The organism is Streptomyces chumphonensis, from assembly GCF_014779715.1.
GTDB lineage: Bacteria > Actinomycetota > Actinomycetes > Streptomycetales > Streptomycetaceae > Streptomyces > Streptomyces chumphonensis.
This window is the reverse complement of record NZ_JACXYU010000002.1, coordinates 291,486-308,738: the sequence shown is the minus strand read 5'-3', so window position 1 is coordinate 308,738 and position 17,253 is coordinate 291,486. Positions and strand designations below refer to the sequence as shown.

Annotated in this window: 16 protein-coding genes; 9 read left to right on the top strand and 7 right to left on the bottom strand. The window is 74.4% G+C overall.

Annotated elements, in window-relative coordinates:
• The first annotated feature begins 79 nt into the window (after positions 1–79).
• Both IF129_RS06645 and IF129_RS06640 read left to right on the top strand, forming a co-directional pair.
• Positions 80–982 (top strand): universal stress protein, encoded by a 903-nt coding sequence (locus tag IF129_RS06645; protein ID WP_191208536.1) that lies wholly within the window; start codon positions 80–82, stop codon positions 980–982.
• A 170-nt stretch (positions 983–1,152) separates the two neighbouring features.
• A complete protein-coding gene (locus tag IF129_RS06640; protein WP_191208535.1) occupies positions 1,153–1,848 on the top strand; it encodes a hypothetical protein in 696 nt (231 codons plus the stop codon).
• A 69-nt stretch (positions 1,849–1,917) separates the two neighbouring features.
• Here the strand turns inward: IF129_RS06640 and IF129_RS06635 are convergent, their stop codons facing one another.
• The 3 genes from IF129_RS06635 to IF129_RS06625 are packed head-to-tail and all read right to left on the bottom strand — an operon-like array spanning position 1,918 to position 4,752.
• Positions 1,918–2,784, bottom strand: coding sequence for an Fpg/Nei family DNA glycosylase (locus IF129_RS06635; protein ID WP_191208534.1), 867 nt, complete (start codon positions 2,782–2,784; stop codon positions 1,918–1,920).
• Positions 2,785–2,839: 55 nt separating this feature from the next.
• Positions 2,840–3,694, bottom strand: coding sequence for an ABC transporter permease (locus tag IF129_RS06630; protein ID WP_191208533.1), 855 nt, complete (start codon positions 3,692–3,694; stop codon positions 2,840–2,842).
• Positions 3,691–4,752, bottom strand: a complete 1,062-nt coding sequence (locus tag IF129_RS06625) for an ATP-binding cassette domain-containing protein (protein ID WP_191208744.1) — start codon at positions 4,750–4,752, stop codon at positions 3,691–3,693. The genes IF129_RS06630 and IF129_RS06625 overlap by 4 nt, the downstream gene beginning before the upstream one ends.
• Positions 4,753–4,983: 231 nt before the next feature.
• On the opposite strand from IF129_RS06625, the gene IF129_RS06620 reads away from it, so the two are divergent.
• The 3 genes from IF129_RS06620 to IF129_RS06610 all read left to right on the top strand — a co-directional run bounded on the left by IF129_RS06620 (position 4,984) and on the right by IF129_RS06610 (position 6,729).
• The gene (locus IF129_RS06620) at positions 4,984–5,292 is read left to right on the top strand and encodes a hypothetical protein (RefSeq protein WP_224754484.1); all 309 of its coding nucleotides are present in this window, start codon (positions 4,984–4,986) and stop codon (positions 5,290–5,292) included.
• 85 nt (positions 5,293–5,377) lie between these two features.
• On the top strand, positions 5,378–6,025 hold the full coding sequence (locus tag IF129_RS06615) for a DUF1707 SHOCT-like domain-containing protein (protein WP_191208532.1): 648 nt from the start codon (positions 5,378–5,380) through the stop codon (positions 6,023–6,025).
• A complete protein-coding gene (locus IF129_RS06610) occupies positions 6,022–6,729 on the top strand; it encodes an endonuclease V (RefSeq protein ID WP_191208531.1) in 708 nt (235 codons plus the stop codon). The genes IF129_RS06615 and IF129_RS06610 overlap by 4 nt, the downstream gene beginning before the upstream one ends.
• Positions 6,730–6,763: 34 nt before the next feature.
• Here the strand turns inward: IF129_RS06610 and IF129_RS06605 are convergent, their stop codons facing one another.
• Entirely contained in the window at positions 6,764–7,954 is a 1,191-nt protein-coding gene (locus tag IF129_RS06605) for a saccharopine dehydrogenase family protein (protein ID WP_191208530.1), read from the bottom strand.
• 111 nt (positions 7,955–8,065) lie between these two features.
• Between IF129_RS06605 and IF129_RS06600 the strand changes: the two genes are divergently transcribed.
• The 4 genes from IF129_RS06600 (at position 8,066) to IF129_RS06585 (ending at position 13,245) form a co-directional block, all read left to right on the top strand.
• Positions 8,066–8,461 (top strand): MmcQ/YjbR family DNA-binding protein, encoded by a 396-nt coding sequence (locus IF129_RS06600; protein ID WP_191208529.1) that lies wholly within the window; start codon positions 8,066–8,068, stop codon positions 8,459–8,461.
• Positions 8,462–8,597: 136 nt separating this feature from the next.
• Positions 8,598–9,800, top strand: a complete 1,203-nt coding sequence (locus IF129_RS06595; protein ID WP_191208528.1) for a CaiB/BaiF CoA transferase family protein — start codon at positions 8,598–8,600, stop codon at positions 9,798–9,800.
• Positions 9,797–11,011 (top strand): acetyl-CoA C-acetyltransferase, encoded by a 1,215-nt coding sequence (locus IF129_RS06590; protein ID WP_191208527.1) that lies wholly within the window; start codon positions 9,797–9,799, stop codon positions 11,009–11,011. The genes IF129_RS06595 and IF129_RS06590 overlap by 4 nt, the downstream gene beginning before the upstream one ends.
• 50 nt (positions 11,012–11,061) lie before the next feature.
• Positions 11,062–13,245: a 3-hydroxyacyl-CoA dehydrogenase NAD-binding domain-containing protein gene (locus IF129_RS06585; protein WP_191208526.1), complete on the top strand. Its 2,184-nt coding sequence runs from the start codon at positions 11,062–11,064 to the stop codon at positions 13,243–13,245.
• On the opposite strand, the gene IF129_RS06580 is transcribed toward IF129_RS06585, so the two are convergent.
• The 3 genes from IF129_RS06580 to IF129_RS06570 form a co-directional block, all read right to left on the bottom strand.
• The gene (locus tag IF129_RS06580; RefSeq protein ID WP_191208525.1) at positions 13,235–14,005 is read right to left on the bottom strand and encodes a MerR family transcriptional regulator; all 771 of its coding nucleotides are present in this window, start codon (positions 14,003–14,005) and stop codon (positions 13,235–13,237) included. The two genes, IF129_RS06585 and IF129_RS06580, sit on opposite strands and share 11 nt — an antisense overlap.
• Before the next feature lie 173 nt (positions 14,006–14,178).
• Positions 14,179–15,189, bottom strand: a complete 1,011-nt coding sequence (sph, locus tag IF129_RS06575) for a sphingomyelin phosphodiesterase (protein ID WP_191208524.1) — start codon at positions 15,187–15,189, stop codon at positions 14,179–14,181.
• 108 nt (positions 15,190–15,297) lie between these two features.
• Positions 15,298–16,944, bottom strand: coding sequence for an ABC-F family ATP-binding cassette domain-containing protein (locus IF129_RS06570; protein ID WP_191208523.1), 1,647 nt, complete (start codon positions 16,942–16,944; stop codon positions 15,298–15,300).
• Positions 16,945–17,253 lie beyond the last annotated feature (309 nt).

Genomic DNA, 17,253 nt, shown 5'->3' with positions numbered 1-17,253 from the left:
CCATGCGGGGCTCGACGCGACCGCCGCACGGGTGGACCCTGGAGACGGTGAGGGAGCGGGGAGAAGGGAGCCCGGTGCCATGGGCGGATTGCCGGTCATCGCGGCCGTCGACGGGTCCGAGCCGAGCCTGCGGGCCCTGGACTGGGCCGTGCAGGCCGCCCGGCTGCACGGCGCCGAGCTGCTCGTGGCGCACGTGTGGCCCTGGCCGCCCAACATCCACGGCGCTCCCGAGCCGCCCCCCACCGCGCCCCCCGCCGTCGAGGACCCGGTGCTCGACGGCGTCCGCGAGCGCCTCGCGGGCCGGGAGGGGATGCCGGAGACCCGCTTCACCACGCTCAGCGGCACCCCCTCCGCCGCCCTGCCGGAGCTGGGCGGGCAGGGCCGGTTGCTGGTGTTGGGCTCACGGGGGCGGGGCGGTTTCGCCAGCCTGCTGCTCGGGTCCAACGGACGGGCCTGCGCGGTGCACGCGGGCTGCCCCGTCGTGGTCGTGCCGCACCACGAGCGTGGCCGCGGCGCCGTGGCCGAGCCCGTCGGGCGCGTCGTCCTCGGCCTGGAGCCGCAGGAGACGGTGGACGCGGTCGTGGACTTCGCCTTCCGGGAAGCGCTGCTGCGCGGCGCACAGCTCCAGGTCGTCACGACCTACCCGGTTCCGTTCTCCACGCTGACCCTGCTCGGCGCGCCGCAGATGGACCTGACCGACCCCGAGGGGCCGCAGATCGCCCGGGAGACGGGGCAGGAGCAGCGGGAGCGGTTGGAGCACGCCACGCGGGGCCGCGCCTCGGAGGTCGACGTCGACTGGGTCGTGGCGCCGGGCGACGCGGCCGGACGGCTGGTCGACGCCTCCGACGCGGCCGACCTCGTCGTCGTCGGACGGCATCGCCACCGGCTGCGGCACGCGGGGATGTTCGTCGGCTCGGTGTCGAACGCCGTCCTGCTGCACGCCCGCTGCCCGATCGCGGTGGTGCCGCCGCCGGACCACTAGGGGCGCCGCGGCGGAGCCGTGGGACGGCCACCGGCGTGTCGGCCCCGGATGGGCGTGCGCGAGGTGCGTGCCCCTCCTCACGGATCTAGCGTCATGCGTGACGGTGCGTGGTCAACGTGTGTGCGGAACGGTCCGCAGCGGCCCCGCCCGGGAACCCTGGAGTACCCCCGATGCGCCCCTTGCGCCTGGTGCCCGCGACGCTGGCGGGCACGGCCTGCCTCATAGCCGCGACAGCCGCCCCCGCGTACGCCGCCGACGCCGAGGTCACGCCCCGGCGTAGCGCGCCGGGCGGCACCCTCACCCTCTCCGTCGACTGCGGTCCCACCGACGGGAGCATCCCAGGCGGCATCAAGGCGAGTTCGCAGGCGCTGGCCAGGGGAACGGTCACGCTGCGCCGCGTCGACGGGCGGGAGTCCGGCGACGGGGAGGGCGGACCCGTCTACCGGGGGACGGCGAAGGTCGCCGGTCCCGACGTCTTCTCGGAGCGGGGACCGAACCCCGTCGGGCGCGTCTCGACGTGGGGCGTGGACGGCACCTGTCCGGGCGGTGAGCCGTGGGCGGCGAGCTTCGAGGTCGACCGGGAGGCGGAGGGGCCGAGGCGTTCGCCGCGGCCGACGCACTCGCCGCGGCCGACCGGTTCGCCGCAACCGACGCACCACGGGCAGCCCACGCACCACGGGCAACCCCCGCACGACGGGCAGCCCACGCACCACCCGACCCACCCGAGCGGACCCGTCCGCACCGGTGTGGGGGGCGCCTTCGAGGGCACCGACACCGCCGCCCTCCTCGGCGGCAGCGCCCTGCTGCTGGCCAGCGCCGGTGGCGCGGTGTACTGGAAGCGGCGTTCCGCACGCGGCCGGTCGTAGCGGCCGTCCCCGCGCCCGATCCCCCGGAGACGGTCAGGCTCCGGGGGATCTCGCCCGCGCGCGGCGCGCCTATTTGAGCAGCCGCGACATGCGGCGGTCGGCCAGCACCCGGCCGCCGGTCTGGCAGCGCGGGCAGTACTGGAGGGAGGAGTCGGCGAACGACACCTCCCGGATCGGCTCGCCGCACACCGGGCACGGCTCGCCGGTGCGTCCGTGGACCCGCAGGCCGAGCCTCTTCTCCGCCTTCAGCTCCCCGGCCGCCAGCCCTCGGGCCCGCTCGACGGCGTCCCGCAGGGTGGTGCCCATCGCCTCGTACAGCGTCGCGGTCTCGTCCTGCGAGAGGTCGGCGGCGAGCCGGTAGGGGGACATGCGGGCCGCGTGCAGGATCTCGTCCGAGTAGGCGTTGCCGATGCCCGCGATGACGCTCTGGTCGCGCAGGACGCCCTTGATCCGGTGCCGCCGGCCCGCCAGGAGTTCCCGGAAGGCCGTCAGGTCGAAGCCGGGGGCGAGCGGATCCGGACCGAGCCGGGCGACGCCGGGGACGTCGGCCGGGTCGCGGACGACGTAGACCGCGAGCCGTTTGCGGGATCCCGCCTCGGTCAGGTCGAACCCGGACCGGTCGGCCCCCGCGAGCCGGAGCCGCAGCGCCAGCGGGCCCCGGCCGGGCCGTGGCGGGGTCTGCGGCACGCTGTCGTGCCAGCGCAGCCAGCCGGCCCGTGCCAGGTGAACGACGAGGTGCAGGTCCCCGGCGACGAGGTCGAGGAACTTGCCGTGCCGGGCGACACCGGTGAACGTCGCCCCCTCCAGGGCGGTGACCGGCGGGTCGAACGTCTTCAGGACGCTGACCGCCACCGGTCGGACCGTGGCCACGGTCCGACCGGTGAGGCGGTCGGCCAGGACGTCGCGGAGCGCCGCCACCTCGGGCAGTTCGGGCATGCGCCCAGTGTCGCGCAGCCGTCCCGCCCCGGCACCTCGCGCGGCGGGACGACGCCTACTTCCGGTTGTAGAGGCGCATCGTCACCGTTCCGAAGACGACGCAGATGGCCCCCGCCCACCCGAGGGACCAGGCGATCTCGTCGGCGGGCCAGTCGCCCGCCATCAGCCCGCGCACGGCGGACGTCAGGTGGGTGACCGGGCTGTTGTGCACGAACGCCTGGAGCCACCCGGGCATCGTCGCCGGGTCGACGAAGATGTTGCTGAGGAACGTCAGCGGGAAGAGCACCATCATGCTGACGCCCATGACCGACTTCTCGGTGCGCAGCAGCAGGCCGAACATCGTCCACACCCAGGAGAAGCAGAACGAGAAGACGATCAGCAGCGCGACGCCGGCCAGCACACCGGTGACGCCGCCCTCCGGCCGGAAGCCCATGATCAGCCCGACCGTCAGCATGACCGCCGACCCTATGGCGTACCGGAGCATGTCGCCCAGGAGGTAGCCGACCATGGGGGAGGGGCGCCAGATCGGCAGGGTGCGGAACCGGTCGAACACGCCCTTGTCGATGTCGATGTTGACCGCGACACCGGTGTACATGGTGATCATCACGATGCTCATCACCAGGATGCCCGGCAGCAGCCCTTGCAGGTACTCCGTGGGCGACCCGGCCAGCGCACCTCCGAAGAGGTACGTGTACATCAGCACCATCATGATCGGGAACGCCGTGACGTCGAACAGCTGCTCCGGGACGTGCTTGATCTTCAGCACGGCCCGCCGGCCGAACGCCATGGACGTCGCCCATCCGCTCGGGCGCGGCGGACGCTCGGTGCTGATGAGGAGCGCGGAGAGGCTCTCGGCGGTGACCGGGGCCAGCTCCGCGTCCTGCGGCGCGGTGGGTGCGGGGGCGCTCATGCCACGGCCTCCTTCTGGTTCTTCCGGCCGTTCCGGTCCTCCGCGCTCGTGCGCGGGGCGGTCGTGCGGTCGGTGAGGGCGAGGAACACCTCGTCCAGGCTCGGCTGGCCGAGTGAGAAGTTGTCGACGACGATGCCGTGCTGCGCCAGCTCCGCCAGCACCCGGCCCGCCTGCTCGGCCGCGCCCCGCCCGCCGTCGCCCACCCGGGCGGTGAGCGCCAGCGGGTCCGGGTCGAGCGCCGCCTGGACGCCGAGCACGCCCGACAGCACGTGGGCCGCCTTCTCGCGCTGCTCGGCCTCACGCAGCCGCAGGTGGACGGTGCCGCCGCCCACGGACGCCTTCAGCTCCCCCTTGGTGCCCTCGGCGATGACGGTGCCCTTGTCGATCACGGCGATGCGGGAGGCCAGCTGGTCCGCCTCGTCGAGGTACTGCGTCGTCAGCAGGACCGTCGTCCCCTGGGCGACGACGGCCCGCACGATCTCCCACACCTGGTTGCGGCTGCGGGGGTCGAGGCCGGTCGTCGGCTCGTCCAGGAACAGCAGGTCGGGTGTGTTGAGGATGCTCGCGGCGATGTCGATGCGGCGACGCATGCCGCCCGAGTAGTTCTTCACCTGCCGCCCGGCGGCCTCGCTCAGCCCGAACGCCTCCAGCAACTGGCCCGATCGCTCCCGGGCGGCGCGCTTGCCGTGCCCCAGCAGCCGGCCGAGCAGCACGAGGTTCTCGGTGCCGGTCAGATCCTCGTCGACCGAGGCGTACTGCCCGGTCAGGCTCACCAGGCCGCGCACGGTGTCGGCCTCGTGCAGGACGTCGTGCCCGAAGACGCGGGCCTCGCCGCCGTCGGGCTTGAGCAGGGTGGCGAGCATCCGCACCGTCGTCGTCTTCCCCGCGCCGTTGGGCCCGAGGACGCCGTAGACCGTGCCCGCCGGGACGGTGAGGTCGATGCCGTCCACCGCGCGGGTCTCCCCGAAGGTCTTCACCAGGCCGGAGGTCTCGATGGCCGGGCCTCCGCCCGGGCCCGCACGCCGCGTGGTGCGCCCCGTTCGGTCAAGTGCTGTCATCATCCGCTCGCTTCCGTAAAACGTTGCCGAAGGTTCCGACGGTCGCCACGGCCGTTTCTCATCGGTCGGCCGACGCGCTGCTCCGCGCGCCGCCGCCCGCCGGGCCGCAGCCGGGGTGAGGGCCATCGCTCATCCTGCCGGTCGCCACTGACAACGCCCCCGGGCCGCGGAGCGCGGCACGCCTCCGGACGGGTGCGCGGAGGCGTTGGGCAAAGCATTACGCTCCTGTGCATGACCGCACTCGGCGAGAACGACGCGACCACCTCCGCAGGCCCGGGGCGCCCCACCGGCGCTCTGACCCCCCGACAGGCCCGCCTCGTGCGCGGGGTCGCCGCCGCCGTCGTGATGCTCGCCGTGGCCGTCACCATGGGCGTCCGCTTCGCCGCCGAGCCCTCGCTCCTGACGCTCGGGCTCTACGGCGTGGCGCTGATCCTGTCCGGCACGGCCATCGTGCTGAGCCGTCTGGGCCGCACCCGCGTGGCCACCGCGGTCCTCGGCGGCGGCCTGGCGGTCGCCGTCCTCGCCGTCCTGCTGCGGTGACCGCGGGGGCAACCCCCGGTGTACGCCCGGGTGCTGGGACGGGTGGCGCTGCGCCCGGCCGGGTCCGGTGCGTAGGCTGCCGCCCATGGACGGAGAACTGCCCGACGTGCGGGCTTCGGATGCGGAACGGGACGAGATCGCCGAGGTGCTGCGGGACGCCCTCGCCGACGGCCGCCTCGACACCGACGAGTTCGGCGAACGCCTCGACGCCGCGTACCGCGCCCGCACCCGGGGCGAACTCGTGCCGCTCGTGGCGGACCTGCCCCAGGCCGACCACCGTGCGGCGTCCCCGGCCCCGCGCGCGGCGGACGGCTGGGCCGACCGGTTCGGCGGCACGGCCAGTTCGCGGGGCGGCTTCGCCCTGATGGGGGCGTTCGTCCGCAAGGGCCGCTGGGTCGCGCCGCGCACGTTCACCGCCGTCGCGGTGTGGGGCGGCGGGGAGATCGATCTGCGCGAGGCCCGCTTCGAGGACCGCGAGATCGTCATCCGCGCCACCGCCGTGATGGGCGGGGTGCAGATCGTCGTCCCGCCCGACGCCGAGGTCACGGTGGGGGGCGTCGGCATCATGGGCGGCTTCGACCACTCCGCGACGGGCGGGGGGACCCCGGGCGCCGTCCGGGTCAGGGTCACGGGCCTGGCCTTCTGGGGCGGTGTGTCCGTGGAACGCAAGCCGCTCCAGAGCCCCGGCGGGGAGCGCAAGGGCCTGCCCGGCGGCGCCTCGCCCGGCACGTGACCGGCTACGCCGCGCGGCACACGACCCCGGCCACCGCCGAGGAGGCGGTCGCCGTCCAGGGCGAGCTGCGCGGACGGGTCGTGGTGGCCGACGAGGCACCGCCCCCGGGGCGGCCGGGCACGCTGGTCGCCGGTGTCGACGTCGCGTACGACGACGCGCGCGACACGGTCGCGGCCGCCGTGGTGGTCCTGGACGGCGGCACGCTGGAGGTCGTCGAGGAGGCGACGGCGGCGGGTCCGGTGCCCTTCCCCTATCTCCCCGGCCTGCTCGCGTTCCGGGAACTGCCCGCCGCGCTGGCGGCCCTCGACCGGCTGCGCGGCGTCCCCGACCTCGTCGTCTGCGACGGCTACGGCCTCGCCCACCCCCGCCGGTTCGGGCTCGCCAGCCACCTGGGCGTGCTGACGGGGCTGCCGTCGGTCGGCGTCGCGAAGAACCCGTTCGGCTTCGCGCACGGCCCGTTGGACGCGGAGCGCGGAGCCCGGGCGGCCCTGACGGACCCCGCGACGGGCGAGGTGGCCGGGGCGGCGCTGCGGACGCGGGCCGGCGTCAAGCCCGTGTACGTCTCCGTCGGCCACCGGGTGACGTTGGACGCCGCCTGCGCGCACGTCCTCCGCCTCGCCCGCGACGTCCGGCAGCCGGAGACGACGCGGCGGGCCGACCGGCTGTGCCGGGCGGCGCTCGCCCGCGCGGTGGCGGGGGCCTGACCGGGCGCGCGTCCGCCCGGCCCCCGCCGCCGTCTCAGATCCCGGCCTCCGGCCCGCCCGTGTGCGTCACCCGGAACTGCAGCCCCGCCTTCCGCAGCCGTGCGGTCAGCGCCGATCCCATCGCCTGTGCCGTCGTGACCTGGCCGGAGGTCGCCGGAAGGTCGTCGAAGGCCAGCGAGAGAGCGGACTCGGCGAGCATCTTCGCCGTCTCGTCGTAGCCGGGGTCGCCGCCGCGGACCTCGGTCGCCACCCGTCGGCCGCCCCCCTCGCCGAGGAACCGCACGGAGAAGCGGCTCCGGGCGCGGCGGGCCTCGTCGGGGCCCTCACCGGGCGCCAGCCGGGACGACAGCCAGCGCCGGGCGGGCGGGATCTGGGCCAGGCCGACGAGCCCGGCCACCCCGGCGATGCCGCCCAGGGCCAGCGGCAGCGAACGCGTCCTCACCGCGTGGCGGTAGGTGAAGTGCGGCCCGTACCGTTCCAGGGCGGCGGCGGAGCGGCCCACGATCTGGGTGTCGATCGTCGGCAGGGGCACCGCCCAGGCCCCCAGCAGGCCCTGGCGCCGCACGGACCCCAGCGGCAGTGAGACGCGGCGCCCGGCCGGCCGGGCCTCGGCCCGGCGGCGTTCCCGCGCGGCCTGGAGCATCTGCGGTCCTCGGGAGAAGGCGCCCAGCGCCGAGGCGAACGTGCCGCCGGAGAACGTCGCGTTGCTCCACACGTAGCCGTCCACGGACAGCGGGACGCCCTCGGGGAGCAGGCCGACGGTGAACAGGACGCCCAGGTCGTGCGGGACGGAGTCGAAGCCGCAGGCGTGGACGAGGCGGGCCCCGGTGCGCCGGGCCGTCGCGTCGTGGCGGACGTACATGCGGTCGACGAACTCCGGCTCGCCGCTGAGGTCCACGTAGTCCGTGCCGGTCTCCGCGCACGCGGCGACGAGCGGCTCGCCGTGGCGCAGGTAGGGGCCGACGGTGGTGATGACGACCTTCGTGTCGGCCGCCAGCGCGCGCAGCGCGGCCGGGTCGGCGGCGTCGGCCTCCAGCAGGGGCAGGTCGGCGCAGTGCGGGAAGGAGGCCGTGAGCTCCTCGCGGACGGCGGCCAGCTTGGCCCGGTTGCGTCCGGCGAGCGCCCACCGGCAGTCCCCGGGGGCGTTCTGCGCCAGGTAGCGGGCGGTGAGCCGGCCGGTGAAGCCGGTCGCACCGAAGAGGACGAGGTCGTGGCTGGCGGGCAACGGGGGCTCCTTCGCCGGGTCGGGTCCGGTCCGGTCCGCTCGGGTCCCTGCGGGGTCGTCCCGTGGTGCGGACGGCGGGCGGCTGTCGGTGGCCGCGCCTACGGTGACCGTATGGCCAAGGCAGGCAGTGATCCAACGGCGGTGTGGGACGCGGTACGTGAGTTCGCCCTCACTCTGCCCGGCGCGGTGGAGGAGTTCCCGTGGGGCGAGAGCGTGGTGAAGGTGAACCGGAAGGTGTTCGTCTTCCTCGGCGGGGGTGACGGCGGCCCGGCCCCGGGGATCACGGTGAAGCTGGTGGACGACGAGGTCCACGCGCACGCGCTGAGCTGCCCGGACGCGGCCCCCGCCGGGTACGGGCTGGGGCGCTCGGGCTGGGTCGGCGTGCCGCTGGCTCCCGAGGGCGCGCCGGGGGTGGAGCTGCTGCGGGAGTGGGTCGAGGAGAGCTACCGGACGATCGCCCCCCGGAGCCTGGTCGCCGAATGGGACGCCACGCGGTCGGACGGCTGAGGTCCCCGCCGCGCGGGCTCCGCGACGCCGCGGTGTACCCGCCGGTAATCCCGTGCCCCGAAGGGCTTGTGGAAACAGGAACACGTTCTTAGCATCATCGGTGTTACATCAGTTGTGTCACACGGCTGGGGGCCTGATGGAGGCGGCGAGGAGCGGGACGGGACCGCTGTCCGGGGTGCGCGTGGTGGAGCTGGCCGGGATCGGTCCCGGCCCCTTCGCCGCGATGCTGCTCGGTGATCTCGGGGCCGACGTCGTGCGCGTGGACCGCCCCGGCGGCCCGGGCCTCGGCATCGAACCGCGCCTGGACGTCACCGGCCGCAACAAGCGCTCCGTGCTGCTCGACCTGAAGTCCGCGACCGGCCGGGACACCCTGCTGGATCTCGTGGCCCGCGCCGACGTCCTGGTCGAGGGCTACCGCCCGGGCGTCGCCGAGCGGCTCGGCGTCGGCCCCGGCCCGTGCCTGGAGCGCAACCCGGCCCTCGTCTACGGGCGGATGACCGGCTGGGGCCAGGACGGGCCCCTGGCCCCCCGGGCGGGCCACGACATCGGCTACATCGCCCTGACCGGGGCGCTCGGCCTCACCGGCACGGCAGACGGCCCGCCCCACTTCCCGGCGAACCTGCTCGGCGACTACGCGGGCGGCTCGCTCTACCTCGTCGTCGGCGTCCTGGCCGCCCTGCACCACGCACGGACGCACGGCGCCGGACAGGTCGTGGACGCCGCGATCGTGGACGGCACCAGCCACCTGACGGCCATGCTCCACGGCATGCTCGCCGCCGGAGCCTGGCAGGACGCCCGGGGGAGCAACCTGCTGGACGGCGGCAGCCCCTTCTACGGCGTCTACGAGACGGCCGACGGCGGCCACATGGCCGTCGGGGCCCTGGAGGAGCGGTTCTACGCCGAGTTCACCCGACTGCTGGGGCTGGACGAGGAGACGGCCGACCGTTCTGACCCGGCCGGCTGGGACGCCCTGCGCGCGGCCGTCGCCGACCGCTTCCGCCGCCGGACCCGGGAGGAGTGGACGGCCGTCTTCGCCGACTCGGACGCCTGCGTGGCCCCCGTCCTCTCCCTGCGGGAGGCGCCGGAGCACCCCCACCTCGCCGCCCGGGGGACGTTCGTGGAGCACGCCGGCCTCACGCAGCCGGCGCCAGCCCCCCGCTTCTCCGCCACCCCCGGCGCGGTGCGCACGGCCCCCGCCCCGTCCGGCGCGGACACCGCGTCCGTGGCCCGCGACTGGGGGCTGCCGCCCGAGGCGTTCGGCGGCGGTCCCGGTCGCGGGAGAGCACCGAGTCCCACCGAACCACACAACCCCTCCGCGTACCGAAAGGCCGCACCGTGAGCACCGAAGCGTTCGTCTACGACGCCGTCCGCACCCCCCGAGGACGCGGCAAGGCAGCCGGCTCCCTGCACGCCACCAAGCCCATCGACCTGGTCGTGGGCCTCATCCACGAGATCCGGGCCCGCTTCCCCGACCTGGACCCGGCCGCCATCGACGACGTCGTCCTCGGCGTCGTCAGCCCGCACGGCGACCAGGGTTCCGACATCGCCAAGATCGCGGCCATCGCCGCCGGGCTGCCCGACACCGTGGCCGGGGTGCAGGAGAACCGCTTCTGCGCCTCGGGCCTCGAAGCGGTGAACCTCGCGGCCGCCAAGGTGCGCTCCGGCTGGGAGGACCTGGTGCTCGCCGGCGGCGTGGAGTCCATGTCGCGGCTGCCCATCGGCAGCGACGGCGGCGCCTGGGCCATGGACCCGATGACGAGTTTCGAGACCGGCTTCGTGCCGCAGGGCATCGGCGCCGACCTCATCGCCACCGTCGAGGGCTTCTCCCGCCGCGACGTGGACGAGTACGCGGCCCTGTCCCAGGAGCGCGCCGCCGAGGCGTGGAAGGCGGAGCGGTTCGCCCGCTCGGTGGTACCCGTCAAGGACCGCGCCGGCCTCACGATCCTCGACCACGACGAGCACATGCGGCCGGGCACCACGGCCGACTCCCTGGCCGCGCTCAAGCCGTCCTTCGAGACCATCGGCGACCTGGGCGGGTTCGACGCCGTCGCGCTCCAGAAGTACCACTGGGTCGAGAGGATCGACCACGTGCACCACGCGGGCAACTCCTCCGGCATCGTCGACGGCGCCGCGCTCGTCGCCGTCGGCAACGAGGAGACCGGCCGCCGCTACGGCCTCACCCCCCGGGCCCGCGTCCTGTCCGCCGCCGTCTGCGGCGCGGACCCGACCATCATGCTCACCGGTCCCGCGCCCGCCTCCCGCAAGGCCCTCGCCAAGGCCGGGCTGACGATCGACGACATCGACCTCGTCGAGATCAACGAGGCCTTCGCCGCCGTCGTCCTGCGCTTCGTGCGCGACATGGGCCTGAGCCTGGACCGGGTCAACGTCAACGGCGGCGCCATCGCGCTGGGCCACCCCCTCGGCGCCACCGGCGCCATGATCCTCGGCACCCTGATCGACGAACTGGAGCGGCGCGACCAGCGGTACGGGCTGGCCACCCTGTGCGTCGGCGGCGGCATGGGCATCGCCACCGTCGTCGAACGCCTCTGAGCACCGGACGCCCCCGCCCGCACCCGACACCTCCCTGGAGACCGACCGCCATGCCCGAGTCCACGCCCGCCGCGATCCGCTGGGACCGCGACGCCGACGACGTCGTCACCCTCACCCTCGACGACCCCGACCAGTCGGCCAACACCATGAACGCGGCCTTCACCGCGTCGCTGACCGAGGTGGCCGACCGCCTCGAAGCCGAACGCGACACCGTGCGCGGCGTCATCGTCACCTCGGCCAAGAAGACGTTCTTCGCGGGGGGCGACCTGCGCCTGCTCATCCGGGCCACGCCCGAGGACGCGCAGGACGTCTACGACAGGAGCATGCGGATCAAGCGCGACCTGCGGCGCATCGAGACGCTCGGCAAGCCGGTCGTCGCCGCCATCAACGGGGCCGCGCTCGGCGGCGGTTACGAGATCGCCCTGGCCTGCCACCACCGCGTCGCCCTGGACGCGAAGGGCAGCCGCATCGGCCTGCCCGAGGCCACCTTGGGCCTGCTGCCCGGAGGTGGCGGCGTCGTGCGCACCGTGCGGCTGCTCGGCATCGCCGACGCGCTGCTCAACGTCCTGCTCCAGGGGCAGCAGCACGTCCCGGCCGCCGCGCTGGAGAAGGGCCTGGTGCACGCCCTCGCCACGAGCGAGGAGGACATGCTGGCCCAGGCGCGGGCCTACATCGACGCCCACCCCGAGTCGCACCAGCCCTGGGACGTCCCCGGCCACAGGATCCCCGGTGGCACCCCCGCGCACCCGAAGTTCGCGGCCAACCTCCCGGCGTTCCCCGCCAACCTGCGCAAGCAGACCGGCGGCGCCCCCTACCCCGCCCAGCGCAACATCCTGGCCGCCGCCGTCGAGGGCAGTCAGGTCGACTTCGCCAACGCCGAGGTCATCGAGGCCCGGTACTTCACCGAACTGGCCACCGGGCCGATCGCCAAGAACATGATCCAGGCGTTCTTCTTCGACCTCCAGGCGGTCAACGCCGGAGCCAGCCGCCCCGGCGGCGTCCCCGAGCGCCGGGTCTCCAAGGTCGCGGTCTTGGGCGCGGGCATGATGGGGGCGGGCATCGCCTACTCCTGCGCCAAGGCCGGGATCGAGGTCGTGCTCAAGGACGTGTCCCGGGAGGCCGCCGAGAAGGGCAAGGACTACTCCGTCGCCCTGGTCGACAAGGCGCTGGCCCGGGGCCGGACCACCCAGGAGAAGCGGGACGCGCTGCTCGCCCGCATCACGCCCACCGCCGAGGCGGCCGACGTCGCCGGGTGCGACGCCGTCATCGAGGCCGTCTTCGAGTCCACCGAGCTGAAGCACCGGGTGTTCCAGGAGATCCAGCACCTCGTCGAGCCCGACGCGCTGCTGTGCTCCAACACCTCCACACTGCCCATCACCGGCTTGGCCGAAGGCGTGGAGCGGGAGAGCGACTTCATCGGCCTGCACTTCTTCTCACCCGTCGACAAGATGCCGCTCGTGGAGATCGTGCGCGGGCGGAAGACCGGCGACGAGGCCCTGGCCCGCGCCTTCGACCTGGTGCGCCAGATCAACAAGACGCCCATCGTCGTCAACGACGCCCGAGGCTTCTTCACCTCCCGCGTCATCGGGCAGTTCCTCAATGAGGGTGTCGCGATGGTCGGCGAGGGCATCGAGCCCGCCTCCGTCGAACAGGCGGCCGCGCAGGCCGGCTACCCGGCGAAGGTGCTGTCCCTCATGGACGAACTGACGCTCACCCTGCCGCGCAAGATCCGCAACGAGACGCGCGCCGCGCTGGAGGCCGAGGGAGTCGCCTGGCCCGAGCACCCCGCCGAGGCCGTGATCGACCGGATGGTCGACGAGTTCGGCCGCCCCGGCCGCAGCGGCGGCGCCGGGTTCTACGACTACGAGGACGGCCGGCGCACGCGGCTGTGGCCCGGGCTGCGCGAGCACTTCGGCCGACCCGGGGGCGAGGGCCCCGAGGTGTCGCTGCGGGACCTGAAGGAGCGCATGCTCTTCTCCGAGGCGCTGGACACCGTGCGCTGCCTGGAGGAGGGCATCCTCACCACCGTCGCGGACGCCAACATCGGCTCCGTCATGGGCATCGGCTTCCCGCCGTGGACGGGCGGAGCCCTCCAGTACATCAACGGCTACGAGGGCGGCCCCGAGGGCTTCGTGACCCGCGCCCGCGAGCTCCAGGAGCGCTACGGCGACCGCTTCGCCCCGCCGGCGCTGCTGTTGGAGAAGGCGGAGAAGGGCGAGCGGTTCAGCGACTGACGGCGTCGTCGGGGGGCTCCGCCCCGGCCGCGTCAGGCCCCAGGCGCGGGACGCGCTCCTTCGGGAACGCGTCCCGCAGCTCGGCCTTGAGCGAGCGCTGGAACGCGGTCAGCAGGGCCTGCACGACGACGGGCTGCAGGTGGGCCGAGAGCGACTTCATGCGCTCCACGTCGGCCGGGGCGGGCCCGGCGGCCCGGTAGGGATCCCACACCTCGTCCCGGAAGAGCCGGCTCAGCTCCCGGGCCACCTCACGGGCGTGCCCGACGACGACCGAGCGCGCGGCGAGGATCGACTCCAGTGAGAACGGCACGTCCAGCAGCCGCACCCCCAGGTGGAGCAGCCCGGGGTCGACGAGGAAGACCTCCGGATCGTCCGTGGGCTCCAGGATGTTCATCGCCGTGAGCCGTTCGACGTCGGACTCCTCCAGGGCCCGGCCGCAGCGGCGCCGCAGCTGCTCCCGGGTGACCTCGTCGGTGCTGTCCGGCATCCAGGAGGCCACCAGGGCGCGGTGCACGGCCAGCTCGTCGGCGCTCATGCCCTCCGGCAGCCGCTGCACGTAGCGCTCGATGGCGGCCAGCGTCATGCCCTGGCTCTGCAGCTCCTCGATCAGGGCCAGCCGTGAGACGTGGTCGGGCCCGTACCGGCCGACGCGGCGGGGGCCGATGTCGGGCGGGGGCAGCAGACCGCGCGTGCTGTAGAAGCGGATCGTGCGCACGGTGACGCCCGCACGGGCGGCCAGTTCGTCGACGGTCATGCTCATGGTGCAACAGTATTGCTGTCTCACCAACGCTGTGAAGCCGTCCGCCCCCGCGCGTCCGGCCCCTGCGAGGCGACGGCGGGCAGGCTCACGTTCCCATCCCCTTGAGAGTCTCCTCGATGTCGTCGGCCGTGCCGGGCGGAGGGACCGGCCCGTGGGGGCCGGTCCCGGTCGGCTCAGTACCCGATCACGGGATAGTGGTCGGAGAGGTTGGTGTAGGTGTACGACGTGCCCCAGCTCGTGACCGTCCACGGCGCCGAGCGCTCGTCCACGGTCTCGTTGTGCCACTGGGCGGGGCGCGCGTGGCCGGCCCGGTGCAGGACGTGGTCCAGGTGCTCGCGGGCCTCGCCCGGGTAGCGGTCGGCCGCGATGGAGTTGCGCCGCGGGTCGAAGGAGTACGCGGGACCGGAGCGGCCGTCGGCGTCCACCAGGTCCGCGTCGGCCAGCATCGTCGGGTACTCGGAGCTGTGGCTGTCGACGTTGAAGTCCCCGGCGACGATCACCTGCTCACCGGCCGGGATGCGCCGGGCGTCCAGGAAGGCGTCGAGCTCCTCGAACTGGCTGCTGCGCACCCGCGCGGCCTCGCCCTCCCCGCAGCCGGGGTCGGTGGACTGGGCGTGCGTGCCCACGACGTGCACCGGCGTGCCGTCCACGTCCAGCTCGGTGTAGACGAAGCCCTTGTTGGAGTACCAGTCCGAGCCGCAGCCCTCCGCGTAGACGTACTGCTCCTTGCGGACGATGGGCCAGGTGCTCAGCACGGTGACACCCCCGTCCTCCGGGGTGAAGGAGGAGTACGCGCCCCCGGTCGCGTCCCAGCCGCCGCGCGAGCGGCCGAGCACCGGGGTGCGGTGCGGGTAGTCCTCGGCGGCGGCCGCCAGCAGGGCGTCGGAGGAGGAGTTGTCGAACGCCTCCTGGAGGACGACGACGTCGTTGCCCCGGAAGAAGTCGGTGCGGGGGATCTCGGCGGCCCGGTGGTCCTGGCCCCAGTTGGGGTACAGGTTCTTGCTGAACAGGAACGCGTTGTAGCTGAGGACCCGCAGCCGCGGGGTCTCGGCGGTGGCCGTCGCCGCCGCCGTCGGCGCCGCAGCGGCGGCGGGCGGGGCGGCACCGGCCACCACGGCGGCGGTGACGGCGACGGCGGCGAGGGCCGTCGAGCGGACGGAGCGAAGCCAGGGGCGCTTCGGCACGGGGACTCCCTTGGGGTGGGGACACGTTGACGCACAGGAAAGCAGCCGCGATTACTCCGAAGTAACCCTCAGGAGTGAGCGAAGTGCACCGCCGGCCAACTCCCGGCCTCAGCCCCTCACCGGATCCAGCGTCTCCGGGTCCGCCTCCCTCACCTCCCCGTCCAGGTGCAGCCACCGGGTGATGCCCAGAGACCGCAGGAACGGCACGTCGTGACCGGCCACGACGAGCGCGCCCTCGTAGCCCTCCAGGGCCTGCGTCAACTGGTCGACGGAGGCGAGGTCCAGGCTGTTGGTCGGCTCGTCCAGCAGCAGGAGCTGCGGTGCGGGCTCGGCCAGCATGAGGGCCGCCAGCGTCGCCCGGAGGCGCTCGCCGCCGGAGAGCGTCCCCACGAGCCGGTCCGCCCGCCCGCCGCGGAAGAGGAACCGCGCCAACTGCGCCCGGATGCGGTTGTCCCCGGCCTTCGGGGCCGTCCGCGCCACGTTCGCGACGATGCTCAGCCCCTCGTCGAGCACGTCCAGTCGCTGCGGCAGCATCCGGGTCGGGACATGGGCCGTCACCGTCCCGGACCGGGCCGGGAGCACCCCGGCGACCGTGCGCAGGAGCGTCGACTTCCCGGCGCCGTTGGCGCCGATCAGCGCGATCCGCTCGGGCCCGTGCACGTCGAAGGTCGCCCGTGCGCCGCAGCGCAGTTCGACCTCGTGCAGGCTCAGCACCTGGCGTCCGTGCGGGACGGCCGTGGACGGAAGCTCCACCCGGATGCGGGCGTCGTCGCGTACCTGCTCGGCCGCCTCGTCCAGCCGCTCGCGCGCGTCGGCGAGCCGCTGCTCGTGCAGGACGCGGTGCTTGCCGGCGGAGACCTGCGCACTGCGGGCGCGCAGCCGCATGACGGCGCGGGGCTCCCGCTTGGTGGCGTACATCTTCCGGGCGTAGCGCGTGCGGGCGGCCAGCTTGCCGTGCGCCTCGACCAGTTCCTGCTTCTGGCGGCGCAGATCGGACTCGGCCGCGCGCAGGGTGCGCTCGGCCGCCGCCTGCTCGGTGGCGAGCGCCTCCTCGTAGGCGGAGAAGTTCCCGCCGTACACGCGCACCTCCCCGTCGTGCAGGTCCGCGATCCGGTCGACGCGCTCCAGCAGTTCGCGGTCGTGGCTGACGACGACGAGCACGCCGCGCCAGCCGTCCACCGCCGCGTACAGCCGCCGCCGGGCCGCGCGGTCGAGGTTGTTGGTCGGCTCGTCGAGCAGCAGCACGTCGGGCCCGCCCAACAGCAGCGCCGCGAGCCGCAGCAGGACGCACTCGCCACCGGAGACCTCGCCGACCGTCCGGTCGAGCCCGACGCCCGTCAGGCCGAGGGAGTCGAGCGTCGCGCGGGCGCGCTCCTCGATGTCCCAGTCGTCCCCGAGTGCCGTGAAGTGCTCCTCGCGCGCGTCCCCCGACTCGATGGCATGCAGCGCCGCGCGGCGGGACGCGACGCCCAGGACCTGCTCGACGCGCAGGCCGGTCTCCAGCGTGACGTCCTGCGGCAGGTACCCGATCTCGCCGGTGACGCGCACCGTGCCGCTCTCCGGGGTGAGTTCCCCCGCCAGCAGCTTCAGCAGGGTGGACTTCCCGCTGCCGTTGGAGCCCACGAGGCCGGTGCGCCCGCAGCCGAGGGCCAGGTCGAGGCCGGCGAAGACGGGTGAGCCGTCCGGCCAGGCGAACGTGAGACCGGTGGCGGTCACGGAGAGGGACGGGCGGCCGGGGGTGGGGTGGGTAGACACAGGGCGCCTCCTGGTTGCTTCTCGAACGGGCTGAGAGGGGGAGCAACACGGGAAGACACCGCGGACCGGGCGGCGGGGGAGGGCGGCCGGAGGGGAGCGTCGGGAGGCCGGCCGGGGCCGGGCGGGGCTCGCCTCATCGAGGTCGCACCCGTGGCACGCGCCGGGCGGCGCGGACGTCCCGGGGGCCGGGACGTCGAACGGTGCACACGGTGTCTTCCGACCTCAGACGAGCAACGGCCTCTCCTATCAACGACTCCATGGCCGAAAGCGACGTTAGGACGGGGACCGTTACCGTGCAACGCATTTACG

What these genes read in the sequence shown, in the direction of transcription:
- IF129_RS06600 (WP_191208529.1), top strand. Translation starts at nt 8,066, where the DNA reads ATGGCCAAGGCAGGCAGTGATCCAACGGCGGTGTGGGACGCGGTACGT.
- IF129_RS06620 (WP_224754484.1), top strand. Translation starts at nt 4,984, where the DNA reads ATGACCGCACTCGGCGAGAACGACGCGACCACCTCCGCAGGCCCGGGG.
- IF129_RS06635 (WP_191208534.1), bottom strand. Translation starts at nt 2,784, where the DNA reads ATGCCCGAACTGCCCGAGGTGGCGGCGCTCCGCGACGTCCTGGCCGAC.
- IF129_RS06640 (WP_191208535.1), top strand. Translation starts at nt 1,153, where the DNA reads ATGCGCCCCTTGCGCCTGGTGCCCGCGACGCTGGCGGGCACGGCCTGC.
- IF129_RS06585 (WP_191208526.1), top strand. Translation starts at nt 11,062, where the DNA reads ATGCCCGAGTCCACGCCCGCCGCGATCCGCTGGGACCGCGACGCCGAC.
- IF129_RS06625 (WP_191208744.1), bottom strand. Translation starts at nt 4,752, where the DNA reads ATGACAGCACTTGACCGAACGGGGCGCACCACGCGGCGTGCGGGCCCG.
- IF129_RS06615 (WP_191208532.1), top strand. Translation starts at nt 5,378, where the DNA reads ATGGACGGAGAACTGCCCGACGTGCGGGCTTCGGATGCGGAACGGGAC.
- IF129_RS06595 (WP_191208528.1), top strand. Translation starts at nt 8,598, where the DNA reads ATGGAGGCGGCGAGGAGCGGGACGGGACCGCTGTCCGGGGTGCGCGTG.
- IF129_RS06580 (WP_191208525.1), bottom strand. Translation starts at nt 14,005, where the DNA reads ATGAGCATGACCGTCGACGAACTGGCCGCCCGTGCGGGCGTCACCGTG.
- IF129_RS06630 (WP_191208533.1), bottom strand. Translation starts at nt 3,694, where the DNA reads ATGAGCGCCCCCGCACCCACCGCGCCGCAGGACGCGGAGCTGGCCCCG.
- IF129_RS06645 (WP_191208536.1), top strand. Translation starts at nt 80, where the DNA reads ATGGGCGGATTGCCGGTCATCGCGGCCGTCGACGGGTCCGAGCCGAGC.